This window comes from Bacilliculturomica massiliensis (assembly GCF_900605495.1).
GTDB classification, from domain to species: Bacteria; Bacillota; Clostridia; order Peptostreptococcales; family Anaerovoracaceae; genus Bacilliculturomica; species Bacilliculturomica massiliensis.
The window spans coordinates 228,985-250,360 of the sequence record NZ_LR027601.1 but is presented as its reverse complement, the minus strand read 5'-3'; the positions used below and the strand labels follow the sequence as shown (position 1 = coordinate 250,360).

Below are 21,376 nucleotides of genomic sequence, written 5' to 3'. Positions count from 1 at the left end.
TTTCCGTTTTCCTCACGTTTTTGATTGCATAATTTTCTATTAAAACAGTGTCTGCGTACTGTTTTCAGGGAATGGGATCGGTGGTATAATGTCCGCATAGCGGACATTATACGGATCCTGTGCGCGGCGGACGCCATGCGCGGATTATACCATGATGGCCTGCGGCCAGTCATGGTATAATGTCCGCATAGCGGACATTATACGGATTCTGTGCGCGGCAGACGCCATGCGCGGATTATACCATGATGGCCTGCGGCAGACGCGCGCGGATGATTCCGTAATGTGCGCAGATCAGAAGGGAGACAGATATGAGAAGAATATCGCGAAAAATAGTTTGTACAGCGGTGGCCGCCGCTCTGGCCTTCGCTGGGCCGGCGGCAGGAGGCGCTCCTTCAGGGGGTGGAGCCGGCGCGGCCTTCGGGGCAGAGCCCGTTTCCGCCGCCATGTTTACCGACGTGCCCTCCGACAGCTGGGCGCTGAACGCCGTCACCCAGGCCAAAACGCTGGGGCTGATGAGCGGGACGGATGACACCCATTTTGGTTACGGCAGACCCATGACGAGAGCTGAATTCGTGACGATCCTCTGCAGCATGCTCAAATGGACGGTCTCCGAACCAGAGAATCCCTCTTTTTCAGATGTTGCGCCCGGTGAGTGGTATTATCCCTATGTGGAGACCGCGCTGGCCCACAATGTGATGGACAAGGCCGGTTCTTTCGCACCCACAGCCAACATCACCCGGGAACAGGCCGCCGTTATGTTTGTCCGGGCCCTTGGGCTTGACTCCGCCGCCGCGCTGGAGAAAAATACGGTCCTTCCCTTTACCGACGTACCTTCAGACAGTTCATCCAGGGGCTACATTGCGGTGGCCAAAAATATCGGTATGATGAGCGGAACCAGCGCCGCCACCTTCAACCCCACTGGAACGGCAAAGCGGGAGGAAGTGGCCTCCATGATCACCAATGTATACTCTGATTACTATGGCAAAACGGAGTTTCTCCACGGATTTTACGCCATCTCTTCCTATTCTCAGCGCGAGCTGGCAAAAGACATGGACGCCGTGACCTTTATGTGGAGCACCATGACTCTCGACGACAGGGGCGTATGGCTGAATACCGGCGCCGACGGCAGCAACCAGTTTAAAGTACCCGACTCTTACGAAGACGCCACTTCGTATATGGATGCCAACGGCGTCAAAACACATCTTGGCGTCTATATGGATGTCTCCGCCGGAGCCGGAGATCTTTTGAGAAACGCTGAAAGCAGAGCTGCAGCTGTAACTGCGATCACAGATGAATTGACGAAAGTCTATGAGGCCGCAGGAAAAAATCCCTACAGCGGCGTAACGATCGACTTCGAGGGGCTTAAAGGCCAGGACAGCAGACAGGCGCTGAACGACTTTCTCACCTCACTCTCCTCAAAGTTAAAAGACCTGGACAAGACGCTGTACGTGGCCGTTCAGCCGGTCATGGCTGACGGCGTGTACTTTGACGGTTACGACTACCGCGCCATCGGAACGTTGGCGGACAAGGTCATCCTCATGGCTCACGACTACGCTCCCGCCTCTCTTTCCGGGTATGAGGGCACGGAGTATTACAAAAACGCAGCGCTCACGCCCATCAGCCAGATATACTGGGCCCTGAAAGCCGCCACGGACGATAACGCGGGAGTGGCCGACAAAAGCAAGCTGGCGCTGGCCATCAGCTTCGACGGCAAAGGATGGAAGATCTCAGAGGACGGCAAGCTCCAATCGCCCGCCTATGCTTCCTACGGCTCCCAAACGCTGGCCGCTCTTCTCGCCGACCCTCTGACACAGACCGGTTTTTCACAGACCTATCGGAATCCCTACCTGACCTCTGCGGCGAATTCCCAGCGCTCCTTCGTCTGGTACGAAGACAGCCGCAGCGTGTTTGAAAAGGCCGCCCTGGCTCGCCTTTTCGGCGTGAACGGAATCTCGATCTGGCGGCTGGGTAATATCCCGGCTTATCAGACATACGACGCCACTGAAAGCTATCGGTAATCAACAGCATTTACCCGAAGCTCTTCATCTTCAGATAAAAAAGAGCGGACCGCGCCCTGTCGCGCTGTCCGCTCTTTTTCACCCTCGTTCCTATGCCTTTTTCGCCGTGCTTCTCTTTTTGGCCGCAGTCCTCTTCTTTTCCAGCGCCGCCTGGCGCTCTTCTTCTGCACGCTGGTGCATATCGTCGATCCTGCGCTGTTTTTCCGCCTGCTTGGCTGCCTCTGCCCTCTGCAGCTCATTATCCATTTCGCCGTGAGACTTCGGATCGTCCAGCGTCAAAAACTTCTCAAACGCGGAGGGATAGATGAACTTTCTGACCCCATATTCTCCGCCGAATTCCACTTCTACCACATTTTCCGTCTGATTCGTCACTGTGCCGTCCCCGAACTGACTGTGATGTACGTGTTCGTGCATAAGATTTATCATTGTACCGTTCCTCCCTCTCCGCTGCCGCGGCTGACTCTATCTTCAATATAACCCGGGACTTCCGACTCCGAAATACCCAGGGCGGCTGCCAGTTCACCGAATAACAGCTCCTCCGCACGCCTCATGAATTGCTCATCCACAGACCCAAATTTCCTCTTTTGCGCCTCTAACTCCTGCTTCTTGGTATAGATCGACATCGTGAGTTCCACCAGCTCTGCACAATCGTGTGAGTTCAAAGCCGCTTCGTAATGCTCCTTCAGCTGACGCAGCGCTGGACTGTAGCATGCCTTCGCCTGTATGGACGGAATTTTGTCGATGAGCTGCTCTGCTTCCTCTCTTGAAATAATAGGCCGCATGAACACCCGGCCGCCTTCCACAGGCGAATAAATAACACATTTCTGACGCAGCGGCAGCACAGTGTAATAGAGCTGCCCCTTTGCGGACCCAGGAATCTTCTGCGGCGAAATATCTGTGATCTTGCAGACGCCTGTATTCCCGTAAAAAATTAAATCTCCGATCTGGTACATTCCGGTTACCTCCGCTCACCCTCTCGCAGCATACACGAAACGGCCCGGCCGCCTGCCTCCTGATGCGGCGCGGCAACGACGCCCTTCCGGGAAAACACGAAAAACGGATCCGCCGCACACGCGGCTTCAAAAAAACACAGCGGACCGTGCAGGCCGCCATCCCGCAATCTTAACGTAACAAGAAAGCGTGTATGCTCTGACAACTGGACTTACGTTTGCCAATAACAACACGCTGTTCATATCCTTATTTTAGCACATTCAGCAGTCCAAATGTAAGGAAAAATTGAAAAATACAGAGATAAATTTAAGGCTTATTCGCAGATCAACTGCCAGTTCACCCCAAAACGGTCTTTTACCCAACCGTACATTTTAGCAAAGAACTGCGGTTCTGCTTCCATGAGAGCTTCCCCACCCTCCAGCAGCTTTCCGTAAACATCCAGCAGCTTTTCCGGCGATTCAAAGCGCAGGATCAGCGAGATCATACCGCCCTGTTCCGCATCTGGCTGAGCATCGCTGAAATTGATCCGGCTTCCGCAGATCGTCATTTTTCCAAAGGCTATCCGATTTTTCATCTCATCGGAAACAGGAAAGTCTGGATCTGCAGGCATATCCGAATACCTTAACATCTCTTTCTCGCGGCATTCAAACACAGTCTCATAAAATGCCGCCGCCTCATTGGCTCGTCCCATAAAATTGATAAACGGTTCGATCATATCAGAAACTCCTTTTCCCATCCCATTTTTCTCTGTGCAGACATTCTGTCACGGTTTTGCTTACTATTATAATGTTATCATGTACCTTTTTCTCAATTCTTATACGCGGGCGGGCTCCCCCTTATGATGCAGGCTGATGATCGAATGCATGCGAAACATCGGCCTGTTCTGTCTTCCGATTTTTCCGCGGCTGATGCCGCAGCGAAAAAGGACAGCATAGAGCCGGGGAGAAGCCGTTGCCTGCAATAGGAACAGCGCAGGCAATATGAAGGGGGTTCCGGCCCTTGTGAAGGCAATGAGGGGGATTTAACCCCTCGTTTTTTTCATTTTCCTGTCTTTTCGGACAGTCTATGGTCAGGCTGTCTGAAAACCAACCACATACTACAGAGTAAAAGGCCAGGGGCGAAAATGCCAATAAACGTTTAAATTTCAATGGTTTTATGGTATAATAAAAGAAAAAAAGGAGGTGCCATATGGCTTACATAAACGGAACATCCCGCGACCAGATCAGGCTGTTTGTCTCCTGGGAGGATCACATCGATCCCGACAATCCGGTCCGCCTCATCGACGCGTTTGTTGACGGGCTGGACCTGAACAAACTGGGCTTCACCCATGCGGTCCCCGCAGACACCGGGCGGCCGGCCTATGATCCTGCCGTGCTTCTCAAATTGTACCTGTATGGCTACCTCAACCAGATCCGTTCCAGCCGCAGGCTCATGATCGAATGCAGAAGAAACATCGAGCTGTTCTATCTGCTGGATTCTCTGGCCCCGGATTTTCGCACCATCGCAGACTTCCGCAAGGACAACAGCGAAGCCATCGTAGGGGTCTTTCGCCACTTCGTCGGGGAATGCCTGAGTTTGGGGCTGTACTCCAAAGAGCTTCTGGCTGTGGACGGGTCCAAATTCCGGGCGGTGAACGGGCACAAGAACATGTATAACGAGACGATCCTGACCACTAAGCTGGCGCGTGTTGACAACGAGCTGGCGCATTATCTCAAGCAGCTGCAGGAAGCGGATGAGAAGGAGGACACGGAGCCGGAGAAGACAGCTGTGCTGACCGAGACCATCGAGAAATTGACCGCGCGAAAAGAACGGTATGAGGCGTACCAGGCGCAGCTTTTGGAGAGCGGAGAGACCCAGCTGCTGACCACGGATCCCCAGGCCCGCATGATGAACAGCAAAAACGGCTTTCACTGCTGTTACAATGTGCAGACGGCAGTGGACGCGAAGACACATCTGGTCGCGGCCTTCGAGGTGACCAACCATGCCAACGACCAGCAGGTGCTTTCCGCCTTCTCCCAGAAGGTCAAGCAGGATCTGAAGACAGAGGTCCTTTCGGTGGTGGCGGACAAGGGGTATGACAGTCAGGAAGAAATACTCGCCTGCATCCAGCAGGGCGTATTGCCCTATGTGGGATTCCGCTACGACCAGTCTGAGCGGCTGTTGGTTCTGCCCTATGAGCCCCAGGCGATCACGGAAGAGCGGCGTCGTTCCACCAGGCCCGAAGACATCCGGGCCTGCCTGCACGCCGGCGTCCTGCCCCAATGCTACGAGGGATCTCACCTGAGCGTGGAGGTCCGAGCAGAGCGGGCCATCGGCTGCTTCCATCGCGGACTGGACAAAACGACGGTGACCTGCCCCATGGGCCAGACGCTGCGAAAGACCTGTGAAAAGCACGGCGGGATCGAATACGCCTGCAGACCGGCCTGCCGACAATGTACGAATCGCTGCACCCCATCGCGCAAGCACAAGGTGGTGCGCTTTGGTCCAGGAACCGAATATGTAGCCGCACGCATGTACGGAGAAGGGAAACCCGTGATCACTCAGCCGCCGGGCTTTATCCCCCACAATTCGTTTTACCGCAAAAACCGGCCAGGTCTGACCGTATTGCTGCGGGTGGCGGACGACATACCCAAACAGAAGCTCCGACTGTGCGTGTCGGAGCATCCCTTCGGCACGGTAAAGTGGTCCCACGGGGCCTACTACTTTCTTTGCAAGGGGATCCAAAAAACCTCGGCGGAAGCGGGGCTTAGTTTTCTTGCGTACAATATGAAGAGAGCCATCAATATGAAGGGGGTTCCGGCCCTTGTGGAGGCAATGAGGGGGATTTAACCCCTCATTTTTCTGTTTTTTTGCCCTTTTTCCTCATTCCAACGTAAAAAAACACTGTAAATCTTGGATTTACAGTGTTTTTTCCTGTCTTTTCGGACAGTCTATGGTGCAGGCAAGAGGACTCGAACCTCCATGAAGTAACCCTCACACGGACCTGAACCGTGCGCGTCTGCCAATTCCGCCATGCCTGCGTATTATTCTTCTCCCGCTCTGTCCTGCACGACACCCCTGTTCAATAAAACGATTTTATCTGCCTTACGTGTGCCGCATAACTATTATACCAATTTCAAAAGAATAATCAACAGTTATTTTTATAAATTTTGATTCCGTGCCGTCATGGCGGAAAACAGCTCTGTCACTCGCTCTACAGATCCCTTCCAGTGTTTTTACAGAAACGCTCCATTGCAGACCTGAAGCACCTGTCCGCGGACTGCGCGGCCCATCCTGCTTGCCAGATACAGACAGGCGTACGCCTGGTCTATGGTTTCGCACTCTGGTCCCGGAAAGTAGACGTAGTGTCCGCTGTACTTCAGCATCTTGTCCCCTCCCGGCTGTTTCCCGTCCTTATTTGCCAGATGTGCCGGCGTCAGCGTCGCCCCCGGAGCAATGGCATTGCAGCGGATGTTCGTATCGATGAGACGCATCGCCACATTCTTCGTCAGCGTATTCAGCGCGCCCTTCGTCGATGTATACGCAGCGCCGCAGAAGGGACGAGTCCCATTTACTGAGGATACGTTGATGATGACACCCTCATTCTTCGGCAGGAAGATCTTCAGAGCCTCGCGGATACAGCGCATAGGACCTCCCAGGTTCGTGTTCATGACATGCAGCATCCATTCATCGTCTGTTTCATCGATCAGCTTCTGTTCGCCGATACCGGCGTTATTAATGAGGATGTCCAGATCTCCAAACTCTTCTATTGTCGCAGAAAAGACGCGCTGAATGTCTGAGGTGGAGCACACGTCCGCTGTGACGCCGATGGCCTTTCCTCCCTTTTCGCGGATTCCGGCTACTGTCTCGTCCAATCTCTCTCTGCCCCGGGCCGTCAGAACGACGGCGGCACCCTCCTCAGCAAACAATTCCGCCATCGTGCGGCCCATGCCATAACTGGCCCCGGTGATAACCGCTACCTTTCCTTTCAACATTTGGCGTTCCATAATGTATCACTCCTTTCATTCATCGTTTTAACAGCAACATTTAAATCATAACCATGATCCCGCTTGTAAGACTACTTCCATCCTATGTAAAGCGCTCCGTTCTCCATCTCGCTTCCCGCCTGGCCAGGCTTGTTCCGTTAAGGCTCCCGTTCTTCAAAGCGGACAATCACATCGCCTGTTCCAAGGGCATCTGATAATTTTTCCGGTTCCTCCGCTCTCCCCAGGTTCGTATATCTGTAGCCGCTGGAAAAGCTCTCGTAAAAGATCACCAGACAGTCTTCGCCATACAGCATGATATCCCCGGCATTGATCTTCTCCGTTGGAACCGGTTCCGCCGGCAACGGATCATCCATGTAATAATACTTCTCATTCCCGTTTAACTCAGACATTTCAACGGTGAGCGGAAACCGCTCCGCCAGCGCCCTCGTCGTCTCGCTGTCATAGAGGTCCGCGGAAAAGCGCTGTGTGCCGATGGTCAGCGTGACCGGAATCCTTTCTGACTCAGACTCGCTGTCAGCCGGAGAGGAAACCGAAGAAGATGCGGCAGACGGATCTGACTGCCGGAGATGCAGTACGCCTGCGCTCGACAAAGAACCCCAGGCGGGCAGCGCCGCCGCAACAACAACTGCCAGTAAAAGAGCTGACGTTCGTTTCATATAAATTCCTCCTTTTATTTCCTTGCAGCTTTATTATAATTCGCTGTTTTTTAGATATCAAACACCTATATCAAATACATACATATGCTTTACGAGCATAAATTCAAATGATATAATGAAGAAAATGATCGGAGGTGTTTTACATGGAATTGCGTGTTTTACGATATTTCCTTGCGGTGGCACAGGAAGAAAGTATTTCGGGCGCAGCCGAATATCTGCATCTGACTCAGCCTACTCTTTCCCGTCAGTTGATGGACCTGGAGGAAGAGTTGGGGAAAAAACTCTTTATCCGCGGCAATCGGAGGGTCACGCTGACCGAAGACGGCCTGCTGCTTCGCAGGCGTGCAGGTGAGATCGTAGATCTGGTGGATAAAACAGAATCGGAAATTCGGGAGACAGAAGACGCGGTCAGCGGCGATATCTACATCGGGGGCGGAGAGACCGAAGCCATGAGACTGATTGCCAAAACGGCGAAAGACCTGCAAAAGGATTATCCCAACCTCCGCTGCCACCTGTTCAGCGGAAACGCTGACGACGTGACGGAACGGCTGGATAAAGGGCTTTTGGACTTCGGCATTTTGATCGGACCCTTTGATATCAAAAAATATGAGTATATCCAGCTGCCGGCGATCGATACCTGGGGGGTACTGATGAGAAAGGACAGCCCCCTTGCTGTTCAGGATATGGTAAAGCCGCAGGACCTTTGGGACCTCCCCCTTCTCACCTCTCGCCAGACCCTGGTGAAAAACGGATTGTCCGCCTGGATCGGCCGGGACTATGAGACTCTGAACATCGTCTCAACTTACAATCTGGTGTTCAACGCCACTCTTATGGTGGAAGAAGGCCTTGGTTACGCCCTGACCCTGGACAAGCTGGTAAACACCTCCGGAGACAGCAAGCTCTGCTTCCGCCCCCTGGAGCCGAAGCTGGAAGTCGGCCTGGTCCTCGTCTGGAAAAAATACCAGGTCTTCTCTAAGGCCACGGAGAAATTTCTGGAATGCCTGCAGGCCAGATTGAACGAAAACGATCGTTCATAACCCTTTCAGGTTATATCCCAAACAGAAAAGGTATGCCCTGTGAGTACTTTACTGCAGCAGCCGTGTCAGATCGGCCTTCCACTCTTTTATCGCTGCCGGATCGTTTAGCCGCAGCATGGGCCGGCAGCGGAATAGCTGGAGCGCACGAGCAACGGACCGTGGGAGCGGCGGACTAAGGAATAGCCGCCCGCGGAGGTCGGCTGGCGGCGGAATAGCCCGGCTCCGCCATAGGTGAAAACAGTAATAAAAATTCATGATCACCGAAAAACACGTAAAAACAGGCGCCATCCACGCAATATTTGCTGCAAAATGGGTGAAAATGCAGAAAAGAATTAACTCTCACCTATTTGGCAGCTCGATCTCGGTGAAATCAAGAAAAAAATCAACACTTCCCCTATTTACCCTCAGAGTCTGGCCGCTATTCATCCGCCAACAGCTGCCGAAGACCGGCATTTCGCTGCCGTCGGCGCACCAGCATCCGACAAAGGCTCCCCGCCGAAAGCAACATCCAGCAAAAAATCAGCGTCCCCTCAGCTTGCTCAAGCCGGAAAAGGACGCTGTACGCAGTTCATACAGTTTATGTTTATGGAAGTTATGTTTATGCAGTCTGATGCCGCAGATCTATTGTGCCGCAGTCTCCTGTCTTCTGTCTTCCCTTTTGTCTAATTGGGCTATAAAAGTTTTTTTACGGCCGAGGCTGAGGATGCGGACAGCGAAGCGGCGCATGTGTCTGGTCTGCCCGCAGCTGTCCGGGCACGGCTCCACGTTTCAAAATCGCTTATGGACAGCGGTTTTGAAAAAATGTATCCCTGTACGGCGTCACAGTGTAAGCAGCAGAGACAATTAAGCTGCTCCTGTGTTTCGATCCCCTCCGCCACGACCTTCATTCCCAATTTGTGCGCGATCTCGATGAATCCTGAAATAATGTTTTGGGATTTCTGATTGTTCATGTCGTCAAAAAAATTCTTATCCAGTTTTATAACGTCAATGTCAAGTTCCTTCAGCAAGGCAAGGGAAGAATACCCGAAACCGAAATCATCCAGAGAACAATGAAATCCATTTCGGTGCATTTCATTGATCATGTTCTTGATCAGCTTGATCTGCTCCACATTGATCAGAACGGATTCTGTGATCTCAAACTCGATCATGTGATCCGGAATCTGATATTTTTCCTTTATATCGACGAACTCACGGAGAAAATTCAGATTTTTAATATGGGTCCGCGACAGATTGACCGAGATCGGAATCAGCGGTTCCCCTTCTTCCATGGAGTTCTGCATCCATTTACACACTTCTTCAAATACATAGAGGTCGAGGATACAGATTTTTTCATTCTTCTCAAACAGCGGAATAAAATCGGAAGGGCTGATCATCCCATATTCCGGATGTTCCCATCGGACCAGAGCCTCTGCGCCGCATAAATTCATATCGGACAAACCAACCTTGGGCTGGAGATATACCTGAAAATCACGATGCTTTATGGAGGCGTCGAATATAGAATTGAGACCTGCCTCTTTTCTTACCTGTTCTAACAGCGTACGGCCAAAAAAGGAGCACACGCTCTTCCCCTGCGCCCTTATGCTTGCGAAGCGGGCCCGGTCCTGCATGGTCCGGACTTCCAAGTCCGGGTCGTCGATCAAATATCCCCCCGCCTCTAACATCAGGCCGTACGCAATATCCGTATACTCATTGAACGAATTGAGACTTTCTGTGATCTTGGCAATTCTGGCCGTGACCACTTCCTCCGAAGTATCTCTCAGGCACAGAAAAAAATGGTCCATCTCGCTTCTGCAAACCAATTCGTTCTCTTTTAAACTTGCCTTCAATACCCTGTACATGTACTTCAGGATATTGTCTCCGGCGGCAATTCCCACATTTTCATTGATCAATTGAAAACCCTTTATATTTAAAAAAACAAGAGTAAATGTAGCTGGGGGATTTTTGGCGATCAGGGCTTTCAGCTTCATCTGAAAGGCTGGATTGTTGTCGTCTTTAGTCAGCGGATCGATCATTGTGATCTCTTCAAGCCTCTTCCGACTTTTTTCATAAGCTGAGATGATGAGGAAGATAAGGATCGTACAGACAATGAAGACGCCGGCAACGACAGCAAGGGAGCGCAGCTCATAGATGTTGATGTCTCCCTTGATCAGATCCTGGCGGACGATCGTTATCAAAAACCAATCGTTGATATTCAGCGGGCTGTAACACAAAATGAGATCTTCATTGGAGACCGTTGAAAAATAAAGGATACCGGATGCTTTGCGATTGGTTTCGTCGATCATTTTTTTCAGATCTTTCGAAACGTGGCGTTCGCCGTCTTTATAGATGATATCGCTGAACTGCATGAAAGTCTGAGGATCTGTGGGGGCGATCACGATATTTCCCATTACATCGACAACGCAGGCCAGTCCATTGCCGTCAAAGTTCATCTGAGTCAAAATCTGCTGCATGCTTTTTTGTTCCAGAATTCCTACCAGCACCCTCTCATTTCCCCTGTCATTGGTCATCGGTACAGAAAAAAGGAGGGCGTGCCCGTCGAGACTGAAGAGCTCAGTTTTTTCATAAGAAATTTGATTCAGGGCTATCCAGTTATCGAAACAATCGCTTTGAAAATCGTTTTTTATTATTTCCCCGTCCTGGCTGACGATCGCGATCAGATCAAACCGAAGTGCGTTGGCCTTCCGCTGCAGGAAATCACTCATATCAGTCAGCTGCGGCATCCGGCTGATCGTACTGGCAAGCTGCTCCATATAGTTCAGATTGGAATCGATCTGGTAAGATAGATTTCCGGCGGACTGATTCGATATATCCTGTACGTACAAATCAGTTTTCTCTTTTAAAATATTGCTCAGATATAATGTATTGCAAAGCATTGAAATGATAAGCAGCACAACAGTGCAACTCAAAATAAAGATCTCTCTCCGTTTCATCATTACACACCTTATAACTTTTTCTATTTTTTTATTATTCTATTACACAGGAGCGTAATTTCCAACCGATTATTTGTGTACGTTTACATATAGTATTTTATTTCCCGGCAAACTATGTTATACTGTTCCCGCTGAATATCTGGTCTGGGAGGAACGATGATGAAAAACAAACAAACTTCATTTGACTATGTGTACCGCGACTTATGCGACCAGATCGAAATTGGTCGATTGGCTTATGGGGACACGCTGGCCTCCATGAGCCAGCTGTGTGAATTGTATCATGTGGGCATACGCACGGTAAAAGATGTGATGCGTGCTTTAAAAGAGGACGGCTATATTCGGACGGAGGAACGGAAGCCCGCGGTGGTGATCTATCGCCGTGACGATTCCCAACGGGATTCGGCGATACGATCAGCGTTAAGACAAAAGACATCTATTCTTCAGGTATACGAAACGATGGCCCTCATCCTGCCCCCCATCTTCGCACTGTCCGTCAGAGCCTGTGAAGCCGAAAAAATAGAATACTGGGCCAGGATCTTTCGTAATTTTGACAAAAAAGATGCAGAAAAGCGCAAAAAGATGATGGCATCCTTTCTCTATTTTCTTTTGGAAAACTCCGGAAATCTTCTGTTTCGGGATTTGTATTCCAATTATGAGCTCTACGCAAAGATCCCACTGTTTTCTAACTATGAAAAGTTTGAATCAAGGGTCTTGCTCCATAACGAATTTAACAGCCTTACATGGGTGGCAGAGGCATTCCTGAAAAAAGACAGCGTCCAGATCACGCACCGTTTTTCTGTCATGTATGAAGCCATCGTATCCTCTGTCCAGTTATTACTGGAGGAATTCACGGCACAGTACCCGAACGTGCCGGAAGACCCGTCCCTGGAATTTTCCTGGAACGCGCACAGGGGCAGGGAACATTTCTACCTTCAGATCGCACGGGATCTGATCGACAAGATCGGAACCGGCGTCTATCCAGAAAATACCTTCCTGCCTTCTGAGGCCGCTCTTGCAGCGCAGTACAACGTGTGTGTTTCTACCATTCGCAACGCGCTGTCCATGCTCAATGAGATCGGATTTGCGAAAACCTATAATGTAAAAGGGACCAGGGTGATCTGGCAAGACGACCATGTGGTAGTCAAATGTATGCAAAACAAGGCGTTTAAGAGAGACACGCTTTTGTATTTAAGCGCTCTGCAGATGATGGCAATGATCGTCCCCACCGCCGTGAGACTGTCGGCGCCTGCTATGGACGAACAGGCGAAATCAGAGCTGAGGCAGCAGCTGAAAAAAGCTGGGAGCATCCCTATCGACGTGATCGTCCGCTGCATTGTGGACCATCAGCCCCTGCGGCCCATGAAGACCATTCTGCAGGAGCTCTGCGATCTGAATATCTGGGGATACTATTATTCCTTCTTTCGCAGCGATCCGCCGGAAGATCAGGTTCTTTCCAGAAAGTGCAGGGATGCGGTCCAGTATTTAAGCGATGGAGATACGGAGTCTTTAGCCCGGTGCTTATTCTTCTGCTACACTCACATTCTGGATTTTGTAAGGAACTTTATCGTCAGCTGCGGCCTTTCAGAGGCGGCCATGATCATCACCCCCGAATATGATCGGGACACGGGACCGCACATTCTCAGCGAAAGCCCCCAGCGATCCGCCGCCACATAAAATCTCAGGCGCCCTGCAGCGGCAATGAGGGGGATTTAACCCCTCATTTTTCTGTTTTTTTGCCCTTTTCCCTCATTCCAACGTAAAAAAACACTGTAAATCTCAGATTTACAGTGTTTTTTCCTGCCTTTTCGGACAGTCTATGGTCAGGCTGTCTGAAAACCAACCGCATACAACAGCGTAAAAGGCCAGGGGCGNCGAGACGATCCTGACCACTAAGCTGGCGCGTGTTGACAACGAGCTGGCGCATTATCTCAAGCAGCTGCAGGAAGCGGATGAGAAGGAGGACACGGAGCCGGAGAAGACAGCTGTGCTGACCGAGACCATGGAGAAATTGACCGCGCGAAAAGAACGGTATGAGGCGTACCAGGCGCAGCTTTTGGAGAGCGGAGAGACCCAGCTGCTGACCACGGATCCCCAGGCCCGCATGATGAACAGCAAAAACGGCTTTCACTGCTGTTACAATGTGCAGACGGCAGTGGACGCGAAGACACATCTGGTCGCGGCCTTCGAGGTGACCAACCATGCCAACGACCAGCAGGTGCTTTCCGCCTTCTCCCAGAAGGTCAAGCAGGATCTGAAGACAGAGGTCCTTTCGGTGGTGGCGGACAAGGGGTATGACAGTCAGGAAGAAATACTCGCCTGCATCCAGCAGGGCGTATTGCCCTATGTGGGATTCCGCTACGACCAGTCTGAGCGGCTGTTGGTTCTGCCCTATGAGCCCCAGGCGATCACGGAAGAGCGGCGTCGTTCCACCAGGCCCGAAGACATCCGGGCCTGCCTGCACGCCGGCGTCCTGCCCCAATGCTACGAGGGATCTCACCTGAGCGTGGAGGTCCGAGCAGAGCGGGCCATCGGCTGCTTCCATCGCGGACTGGACAAAACGACGGTGACCTGCCCCATGGGCCAGACGCTGCGAAAGACCTGTGAAAAGCACGGCGGGATCGAATACGCCTGCAGACCGGCCTGCCGACAATGTACGAATCGCTGCACCCCATCGCGCAAGCACAAGGTGGTGCGCTTTGGTCCAGGAACCGAATATGTAGCCGCACGCATGTACGGAGAAGGGAAACCCGTGATCACTCAGCCGCCGGGCTTTATCCCCCACAATTCGTTTTACCGCAAAAACCGGCCAGGTCTGACCGTATTGCTGCGGGTGGCGGACGACATACCCAAACAGAAGCTCCGACTGTGCGTGTCGGAGCATCCCTTCGGCACGGTAAAGTGGTCCCACGGGGCCTACTACTTTCTTTGCAAGGGGATCCAAAAAACCTCGGCGGAAGCGGGGCTTAGTTTTCTTGCGTACAATATGAAGAGAGCCATCAATATGAAGGGGGTTCCGGCCCTTGTGGAGGCAATGAGGGGGATTTAACCCCTCATTTTTCTGTTTTTTTGCCCTTTTTCCTCATTCCAACGTAAAAAAACACTGTAAATCTTGGATTTACAGTGTTTTTTCCTGTCTTTTCGGACAGTCTATGGTGCAGGCAAGAGGACTCGAACCTCCATGAAGTAACCCTCACACGGACCTGAACCGTGCGCGTCTGCCAATTCCGCCATGCCTGCATATCTTTCGTTTTTTAACGGCAACAATAAGATATTAACACAGCTATCGGGCTTTGTAAAGAGGCAAATTCAAATTTTATCAGTTTTTTGTGTTCGATTCCGTTCATTTCCGACCGTCACGGTTGGATGGGCAGGATGACGTGTTTCCCCCGCCGTACCGGTCGTCCGGGTGTAAAGGAAACGGGCTTTCGGAAGAGCGGACCGTCCGTCACGAAGGTGTGGTATTCTCCATTTTCTCCGCAGACGTCGACGCCTTCTCTCTCCAGCAGTTCCACAGCTTCACGGGTCAGTGTCTTTCCCAGCCAGGAGGCGTCCATGCGCTCTGTATCGATCACGGTAAAGATCGTCTTGAATCCGCTGTCCAGAAACTCCTCCACCGCCGCTCTCCGGCTCATCTGCCACAGCGGAAAGCAGGCCTCAAGTCCTGTGCTGCGGCAGCGCCGCGTGCACCAGGCCAGGTGTTCTTCCAGATCTATATCGCCGAAGACGCATACCTCGGCTCCTTTTTCCCGTTCCCGGCGGAGCATTTCCTCAAAATCCGCCTCGTATTTGTCTCCCCCTCCCGTTCGGATCAGGCGGAGCGGAATTCCCAGCGACTCCTCGATCCTCCGCAGGATCGGTTCCGGCACGCCGTGAAACCACGAACAGTCCCGCTCTGCGTTGTATGTCATGATCAGCGCCTGGGGCTCCATCCCCTGCCGGATCGCTTTGTACAGAGCAAGGGTGCTGTCCTTTCCGCTGCTGTAGGAGGCCACAAACTTTCTCTTACTTTTTAGAAATTCCTTGTTATCCCCATGATCTTTCATCGGTATCCGCTCCTCTATTCCTGATCTCTGCGCTTTCTGTAAGGCCGCCCAGGTCCGGCGGCTGGCCCGCCCTGATGGCAGCCGCCAAGGCCGATGGGTGAGCACAGCCCTTGTGATCCAAAAACTGCGGCAGCCATGCTGCCGCAGTCCTTCTATCCCTTCAAACGCCGCGGCGTCTGTCTCCTGTCTGTTCGGTCATCCTGTGGTTTCCCCATTGATCACTGATACTTTTCGATCAGCTTTCTGGCCACCCACACTCCGCTTGCCGAGGCCTGGGACAGGGAGTGCGTCACGCCGGAACCGTCTCCCAGCGCGTAAAGTCCTTCCACCTTCGTCTCCAAGTTTTCGGTGACCTCTACCTTGGAGTTGTAGAATTTGACCTCCACTCCGTAGAGCAGCGTGTCCTCGTTTGCCGTGCCCGGCGCGATCTTGTCCAGCGCATAGATCATCTCGATGATATTGTCCAGCTGACGCTTGGGGATCACCAGGCTCAGATCTCCCGGCGTCGCCTTCAGCGTGGGACGTGTAAAGCACTTTGCCATGCGGCGCTCGCTGCTTCTCCTCCCCTTCACCAGGTCTCCGAACCGCTGCAGCAGAACGCCTCCGCCCAGCATGTTGGAAAGGCGGGCGATCGACTCGCCGTACTCGTTGCTGTCCTTGAACGGCTCGGTAAATTTGTTGGAGACCAGCAGCGCGAAATTGGTGTTTTCCGTGTGCAGCGCCGGATCAGCGTAGCTGTGGCCGTTTACTGTCACAATGCCGTTGGTGTTCTCAGAGACGACCTCGCCGTAGGGATTCATGCAGAACGTCCGGATCTGATCGTTGTACTTATCGGTTTTATAGACGATCTTGCTCTCATACACTTCGTCGGTGATATGCTTGAATATTTCTGCGGGCAGCTCTACGCGAACGCCGATGTCCACCCGATTGCTCTCCATCTCGATCCCCATTTTATTGCAGACGCTGGAGATCCACTTGGAACCGGAGCGGCCTGTGGCCAGTACCAGATCCGTGCATTCGTAGGACTCGCCCTTGTCCGTGGTGATACGGAACCCCTTCGGAAGTTTCTCCACCTCGGAGACCAGCGTTCCAAACTGCGTGTCGATCCGATCCTTCGTATAGTCGAAGATACGGCCCAGGATCTTCATATTGCGATCCGTACCCAAATGTCTCACCTTCGCGTCCAGAAGGTGAAGATTATTCTGCAGCGCAATGGTCTTCAGCTGCGAATTTCCTGTGGAATACAGCTTTGCGTCAGCGCCGCCCATATCGCAGAGTACGCTGTCCACGTAGTTCATGAGTCCCATCGCCTCTTCCGTTCCCACGTAGCGGTGCAGATCCCCGCCGAACTGCGTCGTGATATTGTATTTCCCGTCGGACAGCGTTCCCGCGCCGCCGTAACCGTTCATGATATGACAGGGGCTGCACTTGATGCAGCTGGACGTCTTGCCCAGCTTGATAGGACAGACGCGCTTTTCCAGGCCCATGCCCTTATCGATCATCAGCACCTTCGCCCTGTTGGGAAGCTTCGTCATCTCGTAGGACATGAATACGCCGGCCGCGCCTGCGCCGACAATGATCACATCATATTTTTTCATTTTTTCCTCCGTACTGCCGCGGAATTTCCGGCGGCCTCACCATTTAAGAGTCTTTGCCCGCGCATGGTCAGCGGAGAGCATAGACCTGCACGTGCGGATTTTTCACACACGAAATGAGGCGCACTGCGCCCCAAGTTATTATACACGATAAACGCCGGCCTGAAAAGCTGTTTTCAAGGCCGGCGTCCTGCAGATATCAAATTCGACGCATTACGACGGAAGAATTGCTTTCTCACATGCTTCCCTGCGATCCCCAGGTTTAAAATTCGTGACGCACACGAAAGTGGTGACCAGTAAGATCGAAACGCCGAAAATCAGGAATATCCTTGTAAAAATGAAGTCATACCCCAGTTTATCGGCGCCGTTTACAGCAATGCCCATGGCCTGCGTGAACAGCGCGCCACCCAGAAACGCCACGGTGTTGCTCACGCCCAGAAGCGTTCCGCTGATCTTTGCGGGGATAATTTTTCTGGCCTGCGCGAAGGCCAGGGGGAAGCAGCTCATCGTCAGCCCCTTGATCACGAACCAGAAGGCCGTTGTTCCAAAGCCCAGTCCCATGGGCAAAAACGCATAGATCAGAAACAGCGCCGCCCGTAAATAACTTGTAGATGCAAACATTAAGGTGTTCCTGCGCTTTGCCAGCGCTCCCACCACGGGCCCTGTGACAGTTGCCACGACGCCGGCCCATGTCATGATCGCCACCGCCTGCAGATACGGCAATTTCTGTACCTCAGTGAGATAAGTCATATCCCACAGACTCTCCGCCCCGCTGATGGTCCCGCTGATGATAAAGAACCATACCATGAGCGAGAGAAACCGTCCGCTGCGGACGACTGCCCAGGGATCTTCAGATTGCCCCATGGGAATGGCGTCCGATCTCACTGCATCATTCCCGGCATGCGCATTCTTCTGGCCGCTGCAGCTGTTTTCTTCTCCGCCGTTCCTGTCGGGGACGGCGATCCAGACCAAAATGGCAAAGACAAATCCACAGACTGCCAGAATGGTATGGGTATGCCTCCATCCCACCGCTTCCGACAACATCGCCAGCGGCGTTTTCGAACATATCGTGCCGAAATTGCCAAACAGGAAAAGCAGCGAAGTCATCAGCGGGAAAGATTCTGCGGAGCAGGCCCCGCGGATCGCCGTCAGCGCCGGCACATATATCATGGCCACTCCTATGCCGGAAATGACCCTGGCGGCCAGAGCCTGGGGAAAAGAGTGGGCCATTCCAAAGAGCATAGTAGCCGCGGCGGTCAGGAGAAGGGACACTGTTATGATACGTCTTGCTCCCATCCGATCGGCCAGAAATCCTCCCGGGATCTGCATGGCGGCATAGCTGTAAAGCATGACCGCTCCCATGGTCCCAAGTCCGGCCGCGTCCATATCCAGCTCTGCCATGATCGGTCCCGAAACGGCCACCAGCGACTGTCTCAGCATCATGACCAGCCAGTAGGCCAATCCCAAAGCGATCAGCATGAGCCAAAAGCGGGGAGCCGTTTTTTTCCCTCCCACGCGTTCCCTGCTCCCACCGTCTACCTGAGTCGTTTTCATTTTCTACCTCCGTGAAAAAATCCTGTCTTATTCTTCGAGCCAGGCCGGGTCATAGGCCGTCATCTGTTTCACCAGATCAACGCCTTTTTTCTTCATGTCCTTTACCCTGATATAGTAGTATGCAACTCCAGTTCCGTAGAATAAGACGATCCACATAATCGTCATGGCGTCCAGCGTGGTAAACAGCTTGTAACTGAACAAAATAGACAGGCCCATGTTGAGCAGCACCGCCGCCCAGGTCATCCATACCGGCATGCGGAACCAGGCTTTTTCAAATCTATCCGGCAGTTTCTTCCTGGCCACGATGGCGGGAAATGTATCCAGAACATTAAGAAGCATGGCCGGGGCGGACATGACCGCGAAAACATAGCCGATGGACAGATCGAGAATAATAGGTATGGCTCCCGCCGCCCCCATCAGAAGCAAAATGCGGTAAGGCACGCCGTGTTTGTTTGTAGCCCGCAGCCACTGAGGAAATAATCCGTCTCCCGCAGCGGCCCAGATCGCCCGGCTGAAATCCATCAGAAGGGACAGAAGCGTGGTACAGACAGCAAACAGCGCTCCTCCCAGAACAAAGAAACTCAGGGCCCATCCCGGCATAAATTCCTTGGCAGGAACGGACAGCGGCTGATGGATCATCTGCTCCCAGGGCACCACGCCGATGGCGACGATTCCCACGAGAGCGTAGATCAGCGACACAGACAGCGTGGCCGTAGCAATAGACCGCGGCACCGCTTTCCCCGGATTTTCGATTTCTCCGCCCAGGTTCACTACAGCGATAGCCCCCCACGCGGAAGACCTGACATAGCTGACAGCCAACAGGATCCCCGAAATACCGCTTACAGAAAACGACGCTTTCAGCGACCAGTACTTAATATGCGGAATTCCCATAGCGATAAAGAGCACCAACGAGATCAGGATCAGGATAACCATGATGTTCTGTACTCTGGCGGAGGTCCTGACGTTGAACAGGCACGCCACAACGATAGCCGCCACCACAAGGACTCCCGCTGTCTTAGGTGTGAGCATGGGGAATATCTGAGGCAGGTACTGCCCTGCCGACAACCCCATGACGCTTACCAGCGCCACCTGGATCACCGTATTCCATATCTGCAGAAATCCCAGCAGTGGGCTCAGGAAACGGGCTACATACAGATAGCGGCCGCCCTTAGCTGGAATCGCGGAAGATACGATCATATGAGGCAGGCACATGAGCATGGAGCAGAGACCCGCAATAATGAAGGCGATCGGTACACCCGGTCCCGCGGCTCCCACCGCGATCCCTGTCATGCTGAATATCCCGGCTCCAATAATCGCTCCGGACGCCATCAAAGAAGCGTCCACCGAATTCATTTTTTTCGCTTGCTTTTCCATTTCGCCCTCCTTTAGCGCATGACGCCTTCACGGTGTTTTGCCATATGGTACGCTTATTATCTCAGCGCCAGCAGCTCGGCAGCGCCTTTTTCCATTCTGGACAGCGCTTCCCGAATGGTTTCCGTGCGGCAGGCGTAGCACAGACGCAGATAGCCCTTGCCCCCGTCGCCGAATCCGGAGCCGGGAATCAGGCGCACTCCATGATTCTTCAAAAGATACATGGCTACATCCATATCCGATCCAAGCTGCGATACATTTATCATGGCGTAAAAAGCGCCTTCCGGTCTGACGCAGCTGATCCCCTGGATGCGGCCGATTCCGTCATAGACCATATCTCTGGCCTCCTGATATTTCGCCACCGTTTCCCTCACCCAGTCCTGCGGTCCGTTCAGCGCTTCGATGCAGGCCCGCTGGGCCGGCGCGTTGGCGCAGGAGACCAGATTCTGGTGGACCTTCAAAAACTGTTCCCGGAACCGCTGATTCTGAACCACACAATAGCCGGTCCTCCAGCCTGTCATCGCATAGGTTTTCGAAAATGCAAAGACGCTTGCGGTGCGCTGATCCATGCCGGGCAGAGATGCCAGGCTGATGTGTTCCCTGCCGTCGTAGATGATTTTTTCGTATACCTCATCCGTAATGACCAGCAGGTCATGTTCCATGGCTGCCTGAGCGATCCCTTCTAATTCCTCTCTGGAAGCGGCGGCCCCGCAGGGATTGGAGGGGGTATTGTAAAGGATGACGCGGGTTCTCTCCGTGATCGCGTTTTTCAGATCGTCAATATCCAGATGCCATCCATTTTCCTCTCTGAGCTGTACTTTGACGGCTGTTCCTCTGGCCACAGCCACGGTTCCCAAATGACCGGGGAAACAGGGATCCATGACGATGACTTCGTCGCCGGGATTCAGCGCGGTAAGCAGTAAAGCCGCGATGGCTTCCTCTCCTCCTATGGTGACGGCGATCTCTTCCGGCGACGCCGCAATGCCGTTTTCCCTCCTCAGTTTCTCTGCGATCGCCTCTCTCAGCGCCGGCATGCCCGCACTGTGGGTATACTTTGTAAAGCCGTCATCCAGCGCCTGTTTTCCGGCAGCGATAATATTCTGCGGCGTGGTATACTCCGGCTCACCGATGCCCAGATTGACCACATCACTGCAGAGGGACTGAACTGCGGCCATGCTTCTGATAGCCGAAGCGTTCAATTTTTCCATATCCCGATTGAGCCACATTGTCCTTCC

General features: G+C 52.7%; 16 protein-coding genes and 2 tRNA genes. 5 read left to right on the top strand and 13 right to left on the bottom strand.

The window, feature by feature from the left end:
• Positions 1-308: 308 nt before the first annotated feature.
• Entirely contained in the window at positions 309-2,018 is a 1,710-nt protein-coding gene (locus E0E37_RS06200) for an S-layer homology domain-containing protein (RefSeq protein ID WP_130862116.1), read from the top strand.
• A 90-nt stretch (positions 2,019-2,108) separates the two neighbouring features.
• On the opposite strand, the gene E0E37_RS06195 is transcribed toward E0E37_RS06200, so the two are convergent.
• The 3 genes from E0E37_RS06195 to E0E37_RS06185 form a co-directional block, all read right to left on the bottom strand.
• Positions 2,109-2,444, bottom strand: coding sequence for a hypothetical protein (locus E0E37_RS06195; RefSeq protein ID WP_130862115.1), 336 nt, complete (start codon positions 2,442-2,444; stop codon positions 2,109-2,111).
• Positions 2,441-2,971 carry a CarD family transcriptional regulator gene (locus E0E37_RS06190; protein ID WP_130862114.1) on the bottom strand — a complete coding sequence of 177 codons (531 nt, stop codon included), beginning with the start codon at positions 2,969-2,971 and terminating at the stop codon, positions 2,441-2,443. The genes E0E37_RS06195 and E0E37_RS06190 overlap by 4 nt, the downstream gene beginning before the upstream one ends.
• A 311-nt stretch (positions 2,972-3,282) precedes the next feature.
• A complete protein-coding gene (locus E0E37_RS06185; RefSeq protein ID WP_165445236.1) occupies positions 3,283-3,684 on the bottom strand; it encodes a VOC family protein in 402 nt (133 codons plus the stop codon).
• Positions 3,685-4,157: 473 nt separating this feature from the next.
• Between E0E37_RS06185 and E0E37_RS06180 the strand changes: the two genes are divergently transcribed.
• Complete coding sequence (locus E0E37_RS06180; protein ID WP_130862112.1) at positions 4,158-5,798, top strand: transposase; 1,641 nt, start codon at positions 4,158-4,160, stop codon at positions 5,796-5,798.
• A 104-nt stretch (positions 5,799-5,902) separates the two neighbouring features.
• Here the strand turns inward: E0E37_RS06180 and E0E37_RS06175 are convergent.
• The 3 genes from E0E37_RS06175 to E0E37_RS06165 all read right to left on the bottom strand — a co-directional run bounded on the left by E0E37_RS06175 (position 5,903) and on the right by E0E37_RS06165 (position 7,611).
• A tRNA-Leu gene (locus E0E37_RS06175) sits at positions 5,903-5,989 on the bottom strand.
• A 195-nt stretch (positions 5,990-6,184) separates the two neighbouring features.
• Complete coding sequence (locus E0E37_RS06170; protein ID WP_130862111.1) at positions 6,185-6,955, bottom strand: SDR family NAD(P)-dependent oxidoreductase; 771 nt, start codon at positions 6,953-6,955, stop codon at positions 6,185-6,187.
• 137 nt (positions 6,956-7,092) lie between these two features.
• A complete protein-coding gene (locus tag E0E37_RS06165; RefSeq protein ID WP_130862110.1) occupies positions 7,093-7,611 on the bottom strand; it encodes a cyclophilin-like fold protein in 519 nt (172 codons plus the stop codon).
• Between the two features lie 143 nt (positions 7,612-7,754).
• Between E0E37_RS06165 and E0E37_RS06160 the strand changes: the two genes are divergently transcribed.
• Positions 7,755-8,648, top strand: coding sequence for a LysR family transcriptional regulator (locus E0E37_RS06160; protein ID WP_130862109.1), 894 nt, complete (start codon positions 7,755-7,757; stop codon positions 8,646-8,648).
• Between the two features lie 671 nt (positions 8,649-9,319).
• Here E0E37_RS06160 and E0E37_RS06155 read toward each other — a convergent pair.
• Complete coding sequence (locus tag E0E37_RS06155) at positions 9,320-11,470, bottom strand: bifunctional diguanylate cyclase/phosphodiesterase (RefSeq protein WP_165445235.1); 2,151 nt, start codon at positions 11,468-11,470, stop codon at positions 9,320-9,322.
• Between the two features lie 267 nt (positions 11,471-11,737).
• Between E0E37_RS06155 and E0E37_RS06150 the strand changes: the two genes are divergently transcribed.
• Together E0E37_RS06150 and E0E37_RS06145 are read left to right on the top strand one after the other, a co-directional pair.
• Positions 11,738-13,252 carry a GntR family transcriptional regulator gene (locus tag E0E37_RS06150; protein WP_165445234.1) on the top strand — a complete coding sequence of 505 codons (1,515 nt, stop codon included), beginning with the start codon at positions 11,738-11,740 and terminating at the stop codon, positions 13,250-13,252.
• Positions 13,253-13,562: 310 nt separating this feature from the next.
• Entirely contained in the window at positions 13,563-14,624 is a 1,062-nt protein-coding gene (locus tag E0E37_RS06145) for a transposase (RefSeq protein ID WP_130862106.1), read from the top strand.
• A 104-nt stretch (positions 14,625-14,728) separates the two neighbouring features.
• On the opposite strand, the gene E0E37_RS06140 is transcribed toward E0E37_RS06145, so the two are convergent.
• The 6 genes from E0E37_RS06140 to E0E37_RS06115 all read right to left on the bottom strand — a co-directional run bounded on the left by E0E37_RS06140 (position 14,729) and on the right by E0E37_RS06115 (position 21,367).
• Positions 14,729-14,815 (bottom strand) — tRNA-Leu (locus tag E0E37_RS06140).
• A 116-nt stretch (positions 14,816-14,931) separates the two neighbouring features.
• Positions 14,932-15,621 (bottom strand): Dph6-related ATP pyrophosphatase, encoded by a 690-nt coding sequence (locus E0E37_RS06135; RefSeq protein WP_130862105.1) that lies wholly within the window; start codon positions 15,619-15,621, stop codon positions 14,932-14,934.
• 218 nt (positions 15,622-15,839) lie between these two features.
• Positions 15,840-17,219 carry an NAD(P)/FAD-dependent oxidoreductase gene (locus E0E37_RS06130; protein ID WP_130862104.1) on the bottom strand — a complete coding sequence of 460 codons (1,380 nt, stop codon included), beginning with the start codon at positions 17,217-17,219 and terminating at the stop codon, positions 15,840-15,842.
• A 210-nt stretch (positions 17,220-17,429) separates the two neighbouring features.
• Positions 17,430-18,770, bottom strand: a complete 1,341-nt coding sequence (locus E0E37_RS06125) for an MFS transporter (RefSeq protein ID WP_130862103.1) — start codon at positions 18,768-18,770, stop codon at positions 17,430-17,432.
• Positions 18,771-18,797: 27 nt separating this feature from the next.
• The gene (locus E0E37_RS06120; RefSeq protein WP_130862102.1) at positions 18,798-20,144 is read right to left on the bottom strand and encodes an APC family permease; all 1,347 of its coding nucleotides are present in this window, start codon (positions 20,142-20,144) and stop codon (positions 18,798-18,800) included.
• 56 nt (positions 20,145-20,200) lie between these two features.
• On the bottom strand, positions 20,201-21,367 hold the full coding sequence (locus tag E0E37_RS06115) for a pyridoxal phosphate-dependent aminotransferase (RefSeq protein WP_130862101.1): 1,167 nt from the start codon (positions 21,365-21,367) through the stop codon (positions 20,201-20,203).
• Between the last annotated feature and the right edge of the window lie 9 nt (positions 21,368-21,376).